Here is a 14,581-nt window from a genome sequence, read left to right as displayed (position 1 = left end):
CCGGGTGATGTGCTGGGCATCCCATAGCACCCGACAGGAGCTGTTCATGCGCATTGCGCCGTTGCTCTCCTTTGCCGCCGTTGTGGCCCTTGCCGGCTGCGCCGACATAAAAGCGATCAACGAAGCCCGCGACGACCGGCGCGAGTTCAACCTCTCCGGTGATCGTCTGGTCATCGACAACGACGGCGCCGACCTACGCCTGGTCGCCGGTGCCGGCACCACGATCGAGGTCCAGCGGTCGCTGACCGGCAAGGCCACCATCGACGACAACGCCTCCTGGTCCATGGATGGCGGCACACTGCGGTTGCGCGTCAGGTGCAGTGGTCTCGTGCCGGACTGCGGCGGCCGGCACATCGTGCGCGTGCCGGCCGGCGTCGCGGTCGAGGTGAACAGCAACGGTCCGGTACGGGCCGTCGGGCTCGACGCCGACCTCACCGCGACGGTGACCGATGCCTGGCTGCGGGTCGAGGACCCGACCGGGGTCCTGCGGCTGCGCGCCGAGTACAACGTCGACGTCACCGGCGCACGCTCGACGGACGTCACCGCCACGTCGACCGGCCGGAGCGTCGAACTCGCCTTCGCCAGCCCGCCCACACGCGTCGCCGCCCGGGCCGACGGATCGGTAGCGGTCACCCTGCCCGCTGGATCGGAGACCTACCGCGTCACCGCCGCCCCCGGCCGCCCCGCTCTGACCAGCGATGCGACCAGCAGGCGAACCATCACCGCCACCGCCGGCGAGGGCCACACCGCCCAGGTACGGAAGGCGAGCTGATGTTCGAGCTGATTGACGTCACCAAGATCTACAAGGGGCAGAAGCGGGCGGTCGATCGGGTGACCATGCGACTCGACGTCGGTGTGGTCGGCCTGCTGGGCCCCAACGGTGCGGGCAAATCATCGCTGATGCGGATCGCCGCCACGGTCACCAGGCCCACGAGCGGGCAGATGCTTCTCGACGGCACCGACGTCGTCGCCAAGCCGGACGAGCTCCGCCGGCAGCTCGGCTACCTGCCGCAGGATTTCGGTGTCTACCCCAACCTGACCGCGCGCGAGTTCCTGTCATACCTGGCGGCCGTCAAGGGCCTCTCGGCCCGGTCCGCCCGAGCCCGCGTTGACGAGCTACTGGAGCTGGTCAACCTGACCGAGGCGGCCAAGCGCCCGCTGGGCAAGTACTCAGGCGGCATGCTGCGCCGCGTCGGCATCGCGCAGACGCTGCTGGCCGACCCGCGGGTGCTCATCGTCGACGAGCCCACCGCGGGGCTGGACCCGCAGGAACGGGTGCGGTTTCGCAACCTGCTCAGCGACCTGGCCGCCGACCGGCTGGTGCTGCTGTCCACCCACATCGTGTCGGATATCGAGTCGGTGGCCGGGGACATCGCCATCGTGGCCCAGGGCCGGCTGCTGCGCCGCGGCACCCCGGAGGAGCTGCTGCGCATCGTGGCGGGACACGTGTGGGAGATGGTCGTCGGGCCGGACGAGGTCGCCGCGGCGCAGGCCCGACACCTGGTCAGCCGGATGGTCCGCACCGCGGACGGCGTACGCCTGCGACTGCTGTCGGCCACCCAACCCGGACCGGACGCGACGCGGGTGCCACCCGACCTTGAGGACGCCTACCTCGGGGTGGTCGGCGGTGTCCGGGAGCTGACGCGATGAGGCCGCGCGTACTGGGTGCGCTCGCCGTCGCGGACTTCCGCGAGCGGGTGCGCCGTCCGGGGTACCTGGTGGTCCTGCTGGCCGCCGTCGGTCTGGGCTACCTGGCCGCGCCGTCCCCGGAGACCCATTGGACGATCGTCAACTCGGGGGCGTACCGCGGCGCCTACAACAGCGCCTACATCGGCACGGTCACCGCGCTCGCCGGAGCGCTGTGGCTGTCCGCCGGCGGCTTCTACGTCATCCGGACGGCGATCGCCCGCGACGAGCAGACCGGCGTCGGGCAACTGCTCGCCGCGACACCGCTTCGGGTCTCCGGCTACCTGGTCGGCAAGTTCCTCAGCAACCTGCTGGTGCTGGGCTCGATGGCGGCGGCGCTCGCCGGCACGGCGGTGGTGATGCAGTTGGCACGTGGCGAGTCGCACGCCGTCGACCCGGTCGCTCTCCTGCTGCCGTTCGCCCTGTTCACCGTGCCGGCGCTGGCGCTCACCGCGACCGCCGCGGTGCTGTTCGAGACGCTTCCGGTGCTGCGTACCGGGTTCGGAAACGTGGTCTGGCTCTTCGTGTCGATGGCCGCGATGATCGCCGGGCAGTCGGCCAACGCCCCGCTGGGCGGCTTCGGCGTGCACGTGTTCGCCGAGTCCATGCGCGACGAACTGGCTGCCCACGGCATCGCGGTCACCGAATTCGCGCTGGGCCTGATGTACCTCGACGAACCACCCCGCACCATCGTCTGGACCGGCGTGGACTTCACCGCCGGCTTCGTGGGGCAACGGTCCCTCCTCGTACTGCTGGCCATCGCGGCCGCGGCGCTACCGGCCATCTGGTTCGGCCGGTTCGACCCAGCCCGCGCGGTCGCGTCCGCTGCGCCCGCACCAGCCGCCCCCGCCGCACCGGAACCCCCTGCGGCGTACGTGCTGTCGTCTCCTCGGACCATGCCCCGGCACGGTCGCACCTTCGGCCGCCTGCTCGTCGGAGAGCTACGCATCCTCACCCGAAGCGTCTCCTGGTGGTGGTGGCTCGGTGCCGCGGCGCTGGTCGTCATCGGCGCGGCCCTACCCGCGAGCGCCTCGGGGCCGCTGCTGATCGCCGCGTGGATCTGGCCGGTGCTGATCTGGTCGCGGCTCGGCACCCAGGCCCGCGAGCACGGCGTCGACGCGTTGCTCGACGCCTATCGCACCCCCGTCCGCCGCACGCTCACGCAATGGCTGGCCGGCGTCGCGCTCACCGCGCTGGTCGGGCTGGGCCCCGGCGTACGGATGGCGGCCAGCGGCGACCTGGCGGACTGGGCGGCCGGTGCGACCTTCATCCCGGCGCTCGCGCTGGCACTTGGCGTACTGAGCCAGACGCACCGGCTCTTCCAGGCTGTCTACCCGCTGCTGTGGTACGCCGTGGTCAACGACATCGCCAGCCTCGACTACCTGGGCGTACTGGACGGCGGACCGTCGCCGATCCTGGTGAGCGCCGGCACGGCACTGCTGCTGGCGGTGGGCATCTCCATCGTCGCGATCCGCCACGCCCGCCGATAGATCATGCGGTCCGAGGGCGCGGGGCACAGCGTTTCCGCCCGGAATGGGGCATCCGACTGGCGTCACGCAGCTCGCAGGTGGCGCGACCGTCCGGGTCAGTCGGAGAACACCAGACCCTCGGCATGGGCGGTCACCTCGCTGACCGTGGGTGGCGCGGTCAGCAGGCCGGCGATCCGGTCCGCGGCCGGATCGCCGGCACGGTGGCACCCCGCGATCGCGGCGGCCAGGTCGTACCCGGTCCTCCGTAGCCGCACGCCCGGACCGAACAGCGCCCAGTACGCGGTGCCCGGCACGCCATCGTGGTAGGGCAGGCCCAGGCTGCCCGGATTGACGTTACGCAGGCCCGCCACGACCCGGTCGAACTGGATGTGTGAGTGGCCGCTCACGAGCACCGGCTCGGCGAACACGGAACGGATCTCCGCCAGCCGCTCGGGTGGCGTGCCGGGCGTGAGGAGTTCCGTGTCGCTGCGCGGCGAGCCGTGGCAGAACCGGACCGCGCCGAGTCCGGTGACCTCGATGACCGCCGTGAACGGGAACCCCGCCAGCCAGTCGACGGTCGCGGGGGAGTGTTGTGCGGGCATCCAGTCGTCGCGCGGCGACGCGGCGGCTCGACCGCCGCGCGCCAGCTCCACCACCGCGCGGTCGGCGTTGCCGCGCACCAGCACCGCCCGGCTTCCGAGCCCCTGGACGATCTCGGCGGTCCGTTGCGGCTCCGACCCCCAGGTCAGGTCGCCGCAGAAGACGACCAGGTCCGCCGATCGCACCTCGGGCTCGTCGAGTACCGCCGACAACGCCGGCACGTTGGCGTGTACGTCGGACAGCACGGCGAGGCGCTCCACTGGCCCGAATCGCGGCGCCGGTCCTTCCCCCTCGGCGGCTGCGTGCCAGGCGGCGTCAACGGTGAGATCAGTCATTGCGGTCGATCCTCATGGCGGCGACGACCACTCGGGCCGCTCTCGTGACCCTCAGTGTGACCACGCGCGACCATCGGGGCACGGACGCGGGCGCCGAGAGCTTGACTGGCGGCGACAGGATTGAGCGACATGCGCCGGTAGTCGCTGGGTGGTACGCCGAAGGCGGCCCGGAACAGCCGGCTGAAGTGCGCGGAGTCGGGCAGACCCCACCGGCCCCCGACAGTGCCGACCGCCAGTCCGCTCAGCGCCGGATCGGCGAGGTCCCTACGGCAACGGTCGAGACGTCGCCGGCGGATCCCGGCGCTCACCGAGGTCTGCTCCGCGGCGAACAGCCGGTGCAGCTCTTCGCGTCGTTCGGCTGCCGGTGCGTCCGCGGTTCTGACGACCGTGAGCACTGATGGACCTCCCTGACTGAACACGCTCCCTGCCCGGAACGGCCATGGTTCCGTCTGACCCTACGAAAAGGCCGCGGACGGGCGCAGTCCCTGACCCGGACCCTTCGGCCAGGGCCGAACGGTGCTGCCGGATGTGCAGCGGAGACCGAATCATCGTCCTGCTCGGACCCGCGGCGTCGCGACCGCGGTGAGTGCCGATGCCGACAGTTGCGCGAGAGGAAACATCGGTGACACTGCTCGGAACGCCAACCTCCACGGCCTCAAGGGGCGGCAGGTCGCGGTGGCAGGGCCGTCCTGTTCCTACTGTCTCCTCAGGGCTGTGCTCGCGGAATTCGGACCTGCTGTCAAGCCGGCGGGTGTTCGCCGAGCGCCGCCTCCAGGTTCGCGGCCATGACCGCGAGAGTACGCACCGTCTGCGCGTACTGCTCCGGACTCAGACCGTTCAGGAGCGCACCGCGCAGGTTCCTGACGCGCTCTGCGGCGGCGGCGTGGCTCGCGGTGCCGTGCTCGGTCAGAGTGAGCACGCCCGTCTCGCTCGCCTCGCGTACCCAGCCGCGGGTCATCAGGCCGGTCGGCCCCGCGAGGATCGCCGTGAGCTCCGCCGGGCCGCGGTCCGCACCGGGCCCGCTGCGCCAGAACGGGGCGAGTGCCGCCTCGGCCGCCGGGCGGCTGAGCGGCCCGCGGCTCAATGAGTTCAGCACCTGCCACTGCCTGCGGTTGACCTCGAAGTCGGCCAGCGTCCGATCGAACTGGGCCTCGATCAGGTTGTGCAGGTGCTTGAGCCAGTAGCCGATCGGCTTGTCGGTCGCGTCCATGTCGCCCTCCCCGAACTGCATGTACAATTACATATACATGTCATCTACTATGGACTAGGGCGGAGTGATGGGCAACTCCCCACGTGAGAGCGCACAGATGGCGGCGGTTGAGCGGGCCATGGTTGCGCTGCGCCGCCAGCAGAGCAGGCACTCCCTCGCGCGCCTCTCGGCGCGCCGCGGCCTCCGGTCGGGCCGGGTCGGGGCGCTGCCGGACGCGGTGTTCCAACTGCTCGACGCGGCCGAGCACGCCGCCGCGCTGGGTCGCGCCCTGACCGTCACCGAGGCGGCCACGGCGCTGGCGGTCGACCAGCCCCGGGCCAGCCGGCTGGCCGCCCAGGCCGCTGACGCCGGGCTGCTGCGCCGCGAGGCGGATCAGACCGACGGTCGTCGCTCGCTGCTCGCGCTCACCCCCGACGGACACGCAGCCGTGAAGCAGATCCGCGACTTCCGACGGCAGGTGATCGCCGAAGCGCTCCGCGACTGGTCGGCCGAGGACTGCGCCGACCTGGCCCGACTGCTCACCCGCTTCGTCGATGACATCGCGGCGATCACGGATGAGTAGTCGTCCCGCTCCGGCTGCTCAAACGCCGGGGAGCCGCGCCAGCACCGAAGCCGTAGCCACGCGGTACGACGTGCGCGGCCACATCTGCCAGGGCGCCGTCGACGTCGCGTCCATCCGGATCCGGCCTCCCGACCCCGCCACCTGATGCACAGGGCACGCCCTCGTGCTCCGACCTCACGTAGCCGGAACCGCGAGGCGTTGGGCGTGCGGCGCCGAGGCGAAGGAACGGGGACACCGGCCTCACCGTCGTGTTCGTCGTAAGCGCCCGCCGGAACGCCGGTTCCCCAACGATCGCGACCTTACCCAGGCCAGGAGCGGAGCGCTGCGAGCCTCAACCGCGCCGCCCCTCGGCCCCGCCGGGTAGCGCGTGTTCAGCGCCCACCGCTGCGGGTGCCCGGCCGGGCCCGGGCGGAAAAGGCCGCCGCACCGGATCGGGCCGGTACGGATCGTACCGACGCGTTCGACGCGGTCGACGTCGGCTTGGCGCCGCGCCGGCCCCGGCCGCCCTGGGCGGACTGCGCCTCGTTTCGAGGGCCGGCGGACTGCGGTACCGGCGGGGGGACCAGCGTCCGCTCCCCTGGGGCGAGCTGGCGCAGCAGCGCGTCACCCGGGCGCAGCCGGGTGGTGGTGGCCGCGACGCCCGCCTTGCGGGTCAGTTCCCGTACCTCGGGCACCTGCCCGTCGGTCATCAGCGTGACGACGGTCCCGGCCGCGCCGGCCCGGGCGGTACGGCCCGAGCGGTGCAGGTAGGCCTTGTGCTCCACCGGCGGGTCGGCGTGCACAACCAGAGCCACGTCGTCGATGTGGATGCCCCGAGCGGCGATGTCGGTGGCGACCAGCGTGTGCGCCTGCCCGTCGGAGAACGCCCGCAGGTTCCTGGTACGCGCGGCCTGGGCCAGGTTGCCATGCAGTTCGACAGCGGTCACGCCGGCCGCGACCAGCCGGCGGGTGAGCCGCTTCGCGCCCTGCTTCGTGCGCGTGAAGACCACGGCCCGGCCCGGTGCGGCGGTCAGCTCGACCAGCACGGCGAATCGGTCGTCGGCGTGGACGTGCAGGACGTGGTGCGTCATCGCGGCGACCGGCGACAGCGTCGAGTCGACGCTGTGCACGACCGGATCGGTGAGGAACCGCCGCACCAGGACGTCGACGCCGGCGTCCAGGGTGGCGGAGAACAGCAGCCGCTGTCCGCCGCGCGGGGTCTGCTCCAGCAGCCGCCGTACGGTGGGCAGGAAGCCCAGGTCGGCCATGTGATCGGCCTCGTCGAGCACGGTGATCTCGACGGCGTCCAGGTGCGCGTCACCGGCCTCGACGTGGTCGGCGAGCCGCCCCGGACAGGCCACCAGGACGTCGACCCCGGCGCGCAGCCCGGCGATCTGGGGCCGGGCGGCGACGCCACCGAAGATGGTCATCGTGCGTAGCGACAGCGCCTGCGCCAGCGGCGCCATCACGCTGTCGATCTGGGTGGCCAGTTCACGAGTGGGTACCAGGATCAGCGCCCGGGGGCGCCCGGCCCGCCGTGGCGTGGCGGTGGCGGCCAGGCGGGTCAGCACCGCCAGCAGAAAGGCATAGGTCTTGCCCGAACCGGTGCGGCCCCGGCCGAGCACGTCCCGCCCGGCGAGCGCGTCGGGCAGGGTCGCGGCCTGGATCGGGAACGGGCGGTCCACCCCGGCCGCGGCCAGCACGCGGTTGAGCGCGTCGGGCACGCCGAGGTCGGCGAAGGTCAGGGAGTTGGACGAGTTGGTCTGGCGCGGGCGGCGTGCCGCCATAGAGGCTCCGAACGTCGAAGGGACGTCCCGCCCGGCGCTGACCGTTTCGACCGCGGCGCGTGGCGTGGGACATCGAACCCGGCCGCCATGCTGGGCGGGCCGTGCTGTCAGTTTACTCGAACCCGCTGCCGGAGCCCGTCGCCAGCCGACAGGCGGCCAACGGGCATCGGCGTCGGACGATCAAGGTGCCACCACCTGCCACCGGTTCTGTCCGTCCATCCATGCCTGGGCCAGGATCTCCGCCGACTTCCGGCCCGGGCACTGGTGGATCTTCGACCGGCCGGCGCCGCCGCCGGCTCGGGCCTCGACCTCCCACGACTCGCCGTCGGTGCGGATGTACACGTCGCGACGCCCTCGCACGGTGCGGTCGCCATTCCACCAGTGACGCTCGGTTCTCACCCCCAGACCGTATAGCACCAGGTCCCAGTGCGGAACGGTGACGATCTTGGTATCTCCGACGTCGAGGAGGTGGCCGAGCGCCCGCGGCACACGCTCGATGGCGCCGGCCGGCCTCGGAAACGGGTCAGGTGTCGTCGGTCATGGCGACGCCCGCCGCCTCGGCCCGGTCGAACATGTCGTCGATGACGACGACCTCGCGACCGGCATTGGCCAGCAGCGACGCGGCGGCGGTGGCCCGGTAGCCGGAGCCGCAGTGCACCCAGACGGTGCCGGCGGGCACGTCGGCGAGCCGCCCGGGCAGGTCGGGCAGCGGGATGTGCACGGCGTCCGTGATGTGGCCGCCGCGCCATTCGTAGGTCATCCGTACGTCGAGGACCACCTCGGGGTCGGGCAGGACGGCCGGGGATTGCCCGGCGCGGGCGGCGGCGAGGGCGCCGAAGTCGGCCATCCGCAGCTGCCGGAGCTGCCCGGGCTCGGCCGCCCACTGCTCGGCCCCGCCGGTGGCCCGCGCGGCCGGCCGGTCGATGCCGATCCGGACCAGCTCACGCTGGGCGTCGGCCACCTGCGCCGGCGTCTCCGCGAGCAGGGTGACCGGTGTGCCCCAGTCGATCAGCCAGCCGAGCCAGGTCGACATCGGGCCGTCGAGCCCGAGGCTGACCGTGCCGGCCAGGTGCGAGGCCGCGTACGCCCTGCGGTGGCGCAGGTCCACCACCCACTGGCCGGCGGCGATCCGCTCGCGCAGCTCCGCCGCGTCCGCCCGGGCGACCGGGGTGAGGTCGACCGGGGCGGGACCGGCGGAGTTTGCCACCCCCATGTGGGCGTAGTACGCCGGGTACGCGTCCAGCCCGGCCAGGGTCTCGGTGACGAACTGCTCCGCGGCCAGCCGCAGCACCGGGTTGACCTGCTTCTCCCGGCCCAACGTCGAGTCGGAGGCGTCGGCCTGGCTGGCCGAGCAGAAGCTGCCGAAGCCGTGCGTCGGCCACACCTGCGTCCCGTCGGGCAGCAGGTCGGCCAGCCGGAGCGCGGAGGCGTGCTGGTGGCGGGCCAGCTCGTGGGCGTGCTCCTGGCCGAGCAGGTCGGTGCGCCCGGTGGTGCCGAACAGCAGCGACCCGCCGGTGAAGACACCCGCCGGTCGCCAGTCACCGTCGGTGGCTTCGTCGAGGACGTACGACAGGTGGTGGAAGGTGTGGCCCGGGGTGGCGACCACGCGCAGACGCAGGCCGTCCGAGACGGGCACCGTATCGCCGTCGGAGACCGGCGTCCGGTCGAAGTCGACCTGGTCGGCACCGGCCACCAGATAGTGGGCGCCGGTCACCCGGGCCAGTTCGAGCCCGCCGGAGACGTAGTCGTTGTGGATATGCGTCTCGACCACGTGGGTGATCCGGACTCCCCGCGTCCCGGCCAGGTACAGGACCCGGTCGATGTCCCGCTGGGGATCGACCACGACCGCCACCTGCCCGTCGGAGGCCAGGTAGCTGCGATCGCCGAGCGAGGACGTCGCGATGACCGACACGTCCAGTGTCATGTGGCGTTCTCCCTTCCGTGTCCCATCCGCCCGAGGGTACGCGAGAGGCCGGCTTTGACCTGGTAAGGCGGATTTACCTGCCGGTGCGGGGATCAGGCGGCGCGGGCGGCGGATTCTTCGGTCAGGCAGGGCGAGGAAGGGCTGTTCCGAGCGTGGCCTGGCCTGATTTGTCCGGCATCCGCGAATCATCGCCGGCCGGCTCCTCCCGTCGGCATCATCTCAACTGAGGGAGGAGAACATGAGCTACGCGATGACCGTCCGGGTGCGCGGTGAGTTCGCCCAGACGGTGGAGCGCGTCCGGGCGGCGCTGAAGGAGCAGGGCTTCGGGGTCCTGACGGAGATCGACCTGCGGTCGACGCTGCGCGAGAAGCTCGGCGTCGACCTGACCGACTACGTCATCCTCGGGGCCTGCAACCCGCCCCTGGCGCACCGTGCGGTGCAGGCGGACCCGGCCATCGGACTGCTCCTGCCGTGCAACGTCGTCGTCCGGGCCGAAGGGTCGGGCAGCACGGTGGTGCAGGCCATGGACCCGCAGGTGATGGTGCAGCTCAGCGACGCGCCCGAGTTGCGGGCGGTCGCCGATGAGGCCGCCGCGCGGCTGCGGGCGGCGCTGGACGTCGTGTCGAGCTGACGCCGACGGGGGGTGCGGCATCCGTCCGCGCCCCCCGTCGGCACCAGGTCAGCGGCCGGCCGCGCTCTCGGTCAGCTTCGCGCGCACCGCGTCCATGTCGAGGTCGCGGACGGCCTGGATCACCTGCTCCAGCGCGGCGGCCGGCAGCGCGCCGGGCTGGGCGAAGACCAGTACCCCGTCCCGGAACGCCATCAGCGTCGGGATGGATCGGATCTGGGCGGCGGCGGCGAGGCTCTGCTCCGCCTCGGTGTCCACCTTGCCGAACACGATGTCCGGGTGTTGCCCGCTGGCCTTCTCGAAGACCGGCGCGAAGCTGCGGCAGGGGCCGCACCAACTGGCCCAGAAGTCGACCAGCACGATTCCGTCCCGGCTCACGGTCTCCTCGAAGTTCGCCGCGGTCAGCGTCACGCTCGCCATGTCCCACCTCCGTGTCTCGACGGCGTTCCAACGTCCGCGACAACATACCCCAGGGGGTATCCATTCCTGGTGCTCCCCGTCACGCCCGCCCGGCCCGTTGGCCGGAATGTCGAAGTGCCTCGGACGGGTTAGAGTCGATACGGATACCCCCGGGGGTATCAGCGAGCTGAGGAGGAAGGATGCAAGAGGTCAACCTGATGGACTTCGCCGCCGCGCACGCCCAGGGCGCGGTGGTGCTGGACGTGCGGGAACTGTTCGAGTACGCCGAGGGGCACGTGCCCGGTGCCCGGTCGGTGCCGCTGGCCGAGCTGCCCGCGGCGGTCGGGGGCCTGCCCCGCAACCGGCCCGTCTACGTCATCTGTGCCGGCGGCAACCGGAGCCTGGCCGCCGCGCAGTTCCTGGCCCGAGCCGGCGTGGACGCCCGTTCGGTCAGCGGTGGTACCGGCGGGTGGATCCGTAGCGGCCGCCCGGTCGTGACCGGGGTGGGCGCATGAGGCTCGGCGAGGCGGTGAAGCGGCTCCTCGGCGGCCGCTACACGTCGGTGGGGCCCGAGCGGGCGGCCGCCCTGGTGGGTGCCGGGGGAATGCTGCTGGACGTGCGGGAACCGGCCGAATGGCGGGCCGGCCATGCGCCGCAGGCGCGGCACATCCCGCTCGCCCAGTTGGCGGATCGGATCGGTGAGCTGCCGGCGGACCGGCCGATCGTGACCGTGTGCCGGTCCGGGGCGCGCTCGCGGCGGGCCGCCGCGAGGCTCGCCCGCGATCACCGTCAGGTCCACAACCTGACCGGCGGCATGCGGGCCTGGGTGGACGCCGGCTACGCGCTGCAGGCCAAGGGTGGCCGGCCCGGCCGGTTGGTTTGAGTCCGCCCCGGGTCGGGGGTCCCGGAGGGACGGGACCTTCGGCCCGGAATATACCCCCAGGGGTATCCGCTATCGTGGCGGCATCGCCAGCTATCACTACCAAGGAGCACACCACCATGTTGTTCACCCAGTACTACCTGGACTGCCTGTCCCAGGCCTCGTACCTGATCGCCGACGAGAGCACCGGACGGGCGGTGCTGGTCGACCCACGCCGCGACATCGACGAGTACCTCACCGACGCCCACACCCGTGGCCTGACCATCGAGGGCGTGATCAACACCCACTTCCACGCCGACTTCCTCGCCGGCCACCTCGAGGTCGCCGCGGCCACCGGCGCCTGGATCGGCTACGGACAACGCGCCGAGACCGAGTACCCGATCCGCAAACTGCACGACGGGGAACGGATCAGCCTCGGCGACGTGACCCTGCAGATCATGGAAACCCCCGGCCACACCCCGGAATCGATCAGCATCCTCGTACACGAGCACGCCGACGACCCGGTGCCGTACGGGGTGATGACCGGAGACGCCCTGTTCATCGGCGACGTCGGCCGCCCCGACCTGCTTGCCTCGCTCGGCGTCACCGCCGACGAGTTGGGCCGGATGCTCTACCACAGCGTGCAACACAAACTGATGGGCCTGCCCGACGAGGTCCGGGTCTTCCCCGCCCACGGCGCGGGCTCGGCCTGCGGGAAGAACCTGTCCACCGAGCGGCAGTCCACCATCGGCGAGCAGCGCCGCACCAACTACGCCTGCGCCCCGATGAACGAGGAACAGTTCATCTCCCTGGTCACCGGCGGGCAACCCGCCGCGCCCGGCTACTTCGCCTTCGACGCCGTGCTCAACCGCAAGGCCCGCGAACTGTTCGACCACCACCGCGCCGCACACCCACTCACCACCACCGACTTCACCGCCACCCGAACCGCGGGCGCCGTGGTCGTCGACGCCCGCGACCCACAGGAGTTCGCCACCGGCCACCTGCGGGGTGCGATCAACATCCCCGCCGACGGCCGGTTCGCCGAAACCGCCGGCAGCGTGATCACACCGGACCGCACCGTGCTCGTGATCGCCCCCCAGGACCGGGAGGAAGAAATCGTCGTACGCCTCGCCCGCATCGGCTTCGACCAGGTGGCCGGCTACCTACCCGAACCCGAGACCGCCTTCCTGGAAATGGCCGCCGATCTGACCCGCGCCAGCCGACTCACCCCCCACGACCTGCGTACCGCCCTCGACACCGCCGAACCACCGGTAGTGCTCGACGTCCGCAACAACAGCGAACGCGAACACGGCGCCATCAACGGGTCACTACACATCCCCCTCGCCGAACTGACCCGCCGGATCGACGAGGTACCAACCGACCGACCCATCGTCGTGCACTGCGCCGGCGGCTACCGCTCCTCCGTCGCCGCCAGCCTCCTGCGCAACACCGGCCACCCAGACGTCTCCGACCTCCTCGGTGGATACAACGCCTGGCAAGCGATGCACGCGGCCGTCTGACCGCTGGGTCGCGGGTGACCGGAGGAATCCGCCCCCGGTCACCCGCCTGCCGGGAGTGCCGGATTCGCGCCTGCGGCCGGACCAGCGCGCCCAGCAGCCGGCCGACCCGGCCGCGTACTCAGCGGGCGGGCGTTTGGGGGCCGGCCGATGGGGTAGGGGCGGCCATGCGTACCGCGTTGATGAACAGGCTGGAGCGGGCGTCCGCGCTGGATCGGGTGGGGGACCGGCTGCAGCCGAGGGTGTGGTCGGTGTTGCGGCCGCAGCGGGTCAAGGATGCTCTGCACGGGGTGTGGCTGGGCCATCCGTTGCATCCGGCGCTGGTGCAGATTCCGATGGGCGCGTGGATCAGCAGCGCCGTCCTCGACCTGATGCCGGGCCGGACGCCCGGGCAGGAGCGGGCCGCGACGACGCTGGTGGCGGCCGGCACGGCGGGCGCGCTGCCCGCCGCGCTGACCGGCATCAACGACTGGTCGTGGCTCTGGCAGGAGGAACGGCGGGTCGGCCTGGTGCATGCCGCCACGAACACCCTGGCGGTGGCTCTCTACGCGGGCTCGCTCGCCGCGCGGTTGCGCGGACGGCACGGGCTCGGCCGTACGCTCGGGTTGTTCGGATTGGCGGCGGTGAGCGCGGGCGGCTACCTCGGCGGCCACCTGGTCTACAAGCAGACCGCGCAGGTCAATCAGGGCGCCCCGGACATGCACCGGGTCGAGTACGGGTGGCGCCGGGTGGCCGAGGTCGACTCGCTGCCCGAGGGCCGGCTGCTGAGCCGGCAGGTCGACGACGTGCCCGTGGTGGTCTTCCGCGACGGCACCGACATCACCGTGATGCTTGCCCGCTGCGCCCACCAGAGCGGGCCGCTCGACCAGGGCGAGGTGATCCAGGTCGACGGCCAGCCCTGCGTCGTCTGCCCCTGGCACGGCAGCACCTTCCAACTGAAGGACGGCGAGGTCGTGCACGGCCCGGCCAGCACGGACCAGCAGGTCCTGCCGGTGCGGGTCGTCGGCGGTGTGCTGGAGGCCAGACTGCCCTGACGGAGTCGCGTGGCACGCCTCCAGCGCAGGGGATTGAGCTGGAAGGCCGGCGAACGGGTACGCGCGGCGGTCTCTCGGGGCTCGCCGGACGGGTCATCGCTGGCCCAGGCGGCCCAACGCCTTCACCAGGGAGCGTGGTGGGCCAGGCCCACGACCAGCGCGGCCACCGACAGTGAGAAGAACGCGGCCCAGTTGAGCCAGGCGAGGAGCCGGGTGTCGCGTGCCCGGATGTGGGCGCCGGCTGCGCCCAGGAAGTACAGGACCAGGCCGCAGGCTGCGGCCGTTCCGAGCGCCGGAACGGCGAAGCCGGCGACCAGTCCGAGCGAGCCGGCGGCGAGCAGGAGACCCAGCGGGACGTGCCACGATGCCGGCACCCGCAGCCTCTCGGCGGTCGCGGCCACCGACTTGTTGTGGGTGAGGTTCAGGACGGCGGCGCAGGTGTAGGCGATCGCAGCCAAGACGGTGACCGCGACGTAGGCGGCGAGCATCGTGGCCTCCTCCATCGGGTAGCGGGTTCGTCCTTCGATTAGCCTGATGTTAAGTAACTTAATATCAGGCTACTGCGCTTTCGCTTGATGTCAAGCTAACCTTC

Annotated in this window: 17 protein-coding genes; 9 read left to right on the top strand and 8 right to left on the bottom strand. The window is 72.0% G+C overall.

Translation table 11 applies throughout. The features are described from left to right. Positions 1-46 precede the first annotated feature (46 nt). Genes GA0070604_RS19600 through GA0070604_RS19590 form a run of 3 tightly spaced genes read left to right on the top strand, consistent with a single transcriptional unit; the run spans position 47 to position 3,176 of the window. Positions 47-772 carry a hypothetical protein gene (locus GA0070604_RS19600; protein WP_141721345.1) on the top strand — a complete coding sequence of 242 codons (726 nt, stop codon included), beginning with the start codon at positions 47-49 and terminating at the stop codon, positions 770-772. Continuing rightward, the gene (locus GA0070604_RS19595; protein WP_091120315.1) at positions 772-1,650 is read left to right on the top strand and encodes an ABC transporter ATP-binding protein; all 879 of its coding nucleotides are present in this window, start codon (positions 772-774) and stop codon (positions 1,648-1,650) included. The genes GA0070604_RS19600 and GA0070604_RS19595 overlap by 1 nt, the downstream gene beginning before the upstream one ends. Further along, the gene (locus GA0070604_RS19590) at positions 1,647-3,176 is read left to right on the top strand and encodes a hypothetical protein (protein ID WP_091120311.1); all 1,530 of its coding nucleotides are present in this window, start codon (positions 1,647-1,649) and stop codon (positions 3,174-3,176) included. The genes GA0070604_RS19595 and GA0070604_RS19590 overlap by 4 nt, the downstream gene beginning before the upstream one ends. 95 nt (positions 3,177-3,271) lie before the next feature. Here GA0070604_RS19590 and GA0070604_RS19585 read toward each other — a convergent pair whose 3' ends face one another. The 3 genes from GA0070604_RS19585 to GA0070604_RS19575 all read right to left on the bottom strand — a co-directional run bounded on the left by GA0070604_RS19585 (position 3,272) and on the right by GA0070604_RS19575 (position 5,300). Then, positions 3,272-4,090, bottom strand: a complete 819-nt coding sequence (locus tag GA0070604_RS19585) for a metallophosphoesterase family protein (protein WP_091120307.1) — start codon at positions 4,088-4,090, stop codon at positions 3,272-3,274. Beyond that, positions 4,087-4,485: a helix-turn-helix domain-containing protein gene (locus GA0070604_RS19580; protein WP_279615698.1), complete on the bottom strand. Its 399-nt coding sequence runs from the start codon at positions 4,483-4,485 to the stop codon at positions 4,087-4,089. Before GA0070604_RS19580 ends, GA0070604_RS19585 begins: the two co-directional genes overlap by 4 nt. 344 nt (positions 4,486-4,829) lie before the next feature. Further along, complete coding sequence (locus GA0070604_RS19575; protein WP_091127274.1) at positions 4,830-5,300, bottom strand: MarR family winged helix-turn-helix transcriptional regulator; 471 nt, start codon at positions 5,298-5,300, stop codon at positions 4,830-4,832. Positions 5,301-5,397: 97 nt separating this feature from the next. Between GA0070604_RS19575 and GA0070604_RS19570 the strand changes: the two genes are divergently transcribed. After that, positions 5,398-5,862 carry a MarR family winged helix-turn-helix transcriptional regulator gene (locus GA0070604_RS19570; RefSeq protein WP_091120300.1) on the top strand — a complete coding sequence of 155 codons (465 nt, stop codon included), beginning with the start codon at positions 5,398-5,400 and terminating at the stop codon, positions 5,860-5,862. Between the two features lie 371 nt (positions 5,863-6,233). Here GA0070604_RS19570 and GA0070604_RS19565 read toward each other — a convergent pair whose 3' ends face one another. The 3 genes from GA0070604_RS19565 to GA0070604_RS19555 all read right to left on the bottom strand — a co-directional run bounded on the left by GA0070604_RS19565 (position 6,234) and on the right by GA0070604_RS19555 (position 9,552). Next, positions 6,234-7,628, bottom strand: coding sequence for a DEAD/DEAH box helicase (locus GA0070604_RS19565; RefSeq protein ID WP_091120296.1), 1,395 nt, complete (start codon positions 7,626-7,628; stop codon positions 6,234-6,236). 180 nt (positions 7,629-7,808) lie between these two features. Continuing rightward, positions 7,809-8,027 carry a hypothetical protein gene (locus tag GA0070604_RS19560; protein WP_091127273.1) on the bottom strand — a complete coding sequence of 73 codons (219 nt, stop codon included), beginning with the start codon at positions 8,025-8,027 and terminating at the stop codon, positions 7,809-7,811. A 124-nt stretch (positions 8,028-8,151) separates the two neighbouring features. Next, entirely contained in the window at positions 8,152-9,552 is a 1,401-nt protein-coding gene (locus tag GA0070604_RS19555; protein WP_091120292.1) for an MBL fold metallo-hydrolase, read from the bottom strand. Between the two features lie 238 nt (positions 9,553-9,790). On the opposite strand from GA0070604_RS19555, the gene GA0070604_RS19550 reads away from it, so the two are divergent. Continuing rightward, complete coding sequence (locus tag GA0070604_RS19550) at positions 9,791-10,183, top strand: DUF302 domain-containing protein (protein WP_091120288.1); 393 nt, start codon at positions 9,791-9,793, stop codon at positions 10,181-10,183. Positions 10,184-10,231: 48 nt separating this feature from the next. Here GA0070604_RS19550 and trxA read toward each other — a convergent pair whose 3' ends face one another. Further along, positions 10,232-10,600, bottom strand: coding sequence for a thioredoxin (gene trxA / locus GA0070604_RS19545; protein WP_091120284.1), 369 nt, complete (start codon positions 10,598-10,600; stop codon positions 10,232-10,234). Between the two features lie 179 nt (positions 10,601-10,779). Between trxA and GA0070604_RS19540 the strand changes: the two genes are divergently transcribed. The 4 genes from GA0070604_RS19540 to GA0070604_RS19525 all read left to right on the top strand — a co-directional run bounded on the left by GA0070604_RS19540 (position 10,780) and on the right by GA0070604_RS19525 (position 13,989). Continuing rightward, the gene (locus tag GA0070604_RS19540) at positions 10,780-11,094 is read left to right on the top strand and encodes a rhodanese-like domain-containing protein (protein ID WP_091120281.1); all 315 of its coding nucleotides are present in this window, start codon (positions 10,780-10,782) and stop codon (positions 11,092-11,094) included. Further along, positions 11,091-11,462 (top strand): rhodanese-like domain-containing protein, encoded by a 372-nt coding sequence (locus GA0070604_RS19535; protein WP_091120278.1) that lies wholly within the window; start codon positions 11,091-11,093, stop codon positions 11,460-11,462. Before GA0070604_RS19540 ends, GA0070604_RS19535 begins: the two co-directional genes overlap by 4 nt. Before the next feature lie 116 nt (positions 11,463-11,578). Beyond that, positions 11,579-12,958: an MBL fold metallo-hydrolase gene (locus GA0070604_RS19530; protein ID WP_091120275.1), complete on the top strand. Its 1,380-nt coding sequence runs from the start codon at positions 11,579-11,581 to the stop codon at positions 12,956-12,958. A gap of 164 nt (positions 12,959-13,122) precedes the next feature. Continuing rightward, entirely contained in the window at positions 13,123-13,989 is an 867-nt protein-coding gene (locus GA0070604_RS19525) for a Rieske (2Fe-2S) protein (protein ID WP_091120271.1), read from the top strand. Between the two features lie 122 nt (positions 13,990-14,111). Here the strand turns inward: GA0070604_RS19525 and GA0070604_RS19520 are convergent, their stop codons facing one another. Beyond that, a complete protein-coding gene (locus GA0070604_RS19520) occupies positions 14,112-14,477 on the bottom strand; it encodes a DoxX family protein (RefSeq protein WP_091127272.1) in 366 nt (121 codons plus the stop codon). Positions 14,478-14,581: the final 104 nt, after the last annotated feature.

The sequence above is a fragment of the Micromonospora eburnea genome (assembly GCF_900090225.1).
Classification (GTDB): domain Bacteria; phylum Actinomycetota; class Actinomycetes; order Mycobacteriales; family Micromonosporaceae; genus Micromonospora; species Micromonospora eburnea.
This window is presented reverse-complemented; position numbering and strand designations above follow the sequence as displayed.

What these genes read in the sequence shown, in the direction of transcription:
- GA0070604_RS19555 (WP_091120292.1), bottom strand. Translation starts at nt 9,552, where the DNA reads ATGACACTGGACGTGTCGGTCATCGCGACGTCCTCGCTCGGCGATCGC.
- GA0070604_RS19520 (WP_091127272.1), bottom strand. Translation starts at nt 14,477, where the DNA reads ATGCTCGCCGCCTACGTCGCGGTCACCGTCTTGGCTGCGATCGCCTAC.
- GA0070604_RS19525 (WP_091120271.1), top strand. Translation starts at nt 13,123, where the DNA reads ATGCGTACCGCGTTGATGAACAGGCTGGAGCGGGCGTCCGCGCTGGAT.
- GA0070604_RS19590 (WP_091120311.1), top strand. Translation starts at nt 1,647, where the DNA reads ATGAGGCCGCGCGTACTGGGTGCGCTCGCCGTCGCGGACTTCCGCGAG.
- GA0070604_RS19540 (WP_091120281.1), top strand. Translation starts at nt 10,780, where the DNA reads ATGCAAGAGGTCAACCTGATGGACTTCGCCGCCGCGCACGCCCAGGGC.
- GA0070604_RS19595 (WP_091120315.1), top strand. Translation starts at nt 772, where the DNA reads ATGTTCGAGCTGATTGACGTCACCAAGATCTACAAGGGGCAGAAGCGG.
- GA0070604_RS19570 (WP_091120300.1), top strand. Translation starts at nt 5,398, where the DNA reads ATGGCGGCGGTTGAGCGGGCCATGGTTGCGCTGCGCCGCCAGCAGAGC.
- GA0070604_RS19600 (WP_141721345.1), top strand. Translation starts at nt 47, where the DNA reads ATGCGCATTGCGCCGTTGCTCTCCTTTGCCGCCGTTGTGGCCCTTGCC.
- GA0070604_RS19565 (WP_091120296.1), bottom strand. Translation starts at nt 7,628, where the DNA reads ATGGCGGCACGCCGCCCGCGCCAGACCAACTCGTCCAACTCCCTGACC.
- GA0070604_RS19535 (WP_091120278.1), top strand. Translation starts at nt 11,091, where the DNA reads ATGAGGCTCGGCGAGGCGGTGAAGCGGCTCCTCGGCGGCCGCTACACG.
- trxA (WP_091120284.1), bottom strand. Translation starts at nt 10,600, where the DNA reads ATGGCGAGCGTGACGCTGACCGCGGCGAACTTCGAGGAGACCGTGAGC.
- GA0070604_RS19575 (WP_091127274.1), bottom strand. Translation starts at nt 5,300, where the DNA reads ATGGACGCGACCGACAAGCCGATCGGCTACTGGCTCAAGCACCTGCAC.
- GA0070604_RS19585 (WP_091120307.1), bottom strand. Translation starts at nt 4,090, where the DNA reads ATGACTGATCTCACCGTTGACGCCGCCTGGCACGCAGCCGCCGAGGGG.
- GA0070604_RS19550 (WP_091120288.1), top strand. Translation starts at nt 9,791, where the DNA reads ATGAGCTACGCGATGACCGTCCGGGTGCGCGGTGAGTTCGCCCAGACG.
- GA0070604_RS19530 (WP_091120275.1), top strand. Translation starts at nt 11,579, where the DNA reads ATGTTGTTCACCCAGTACTACCTGGACTGCCTGTCCCAGGCCTCGTAC.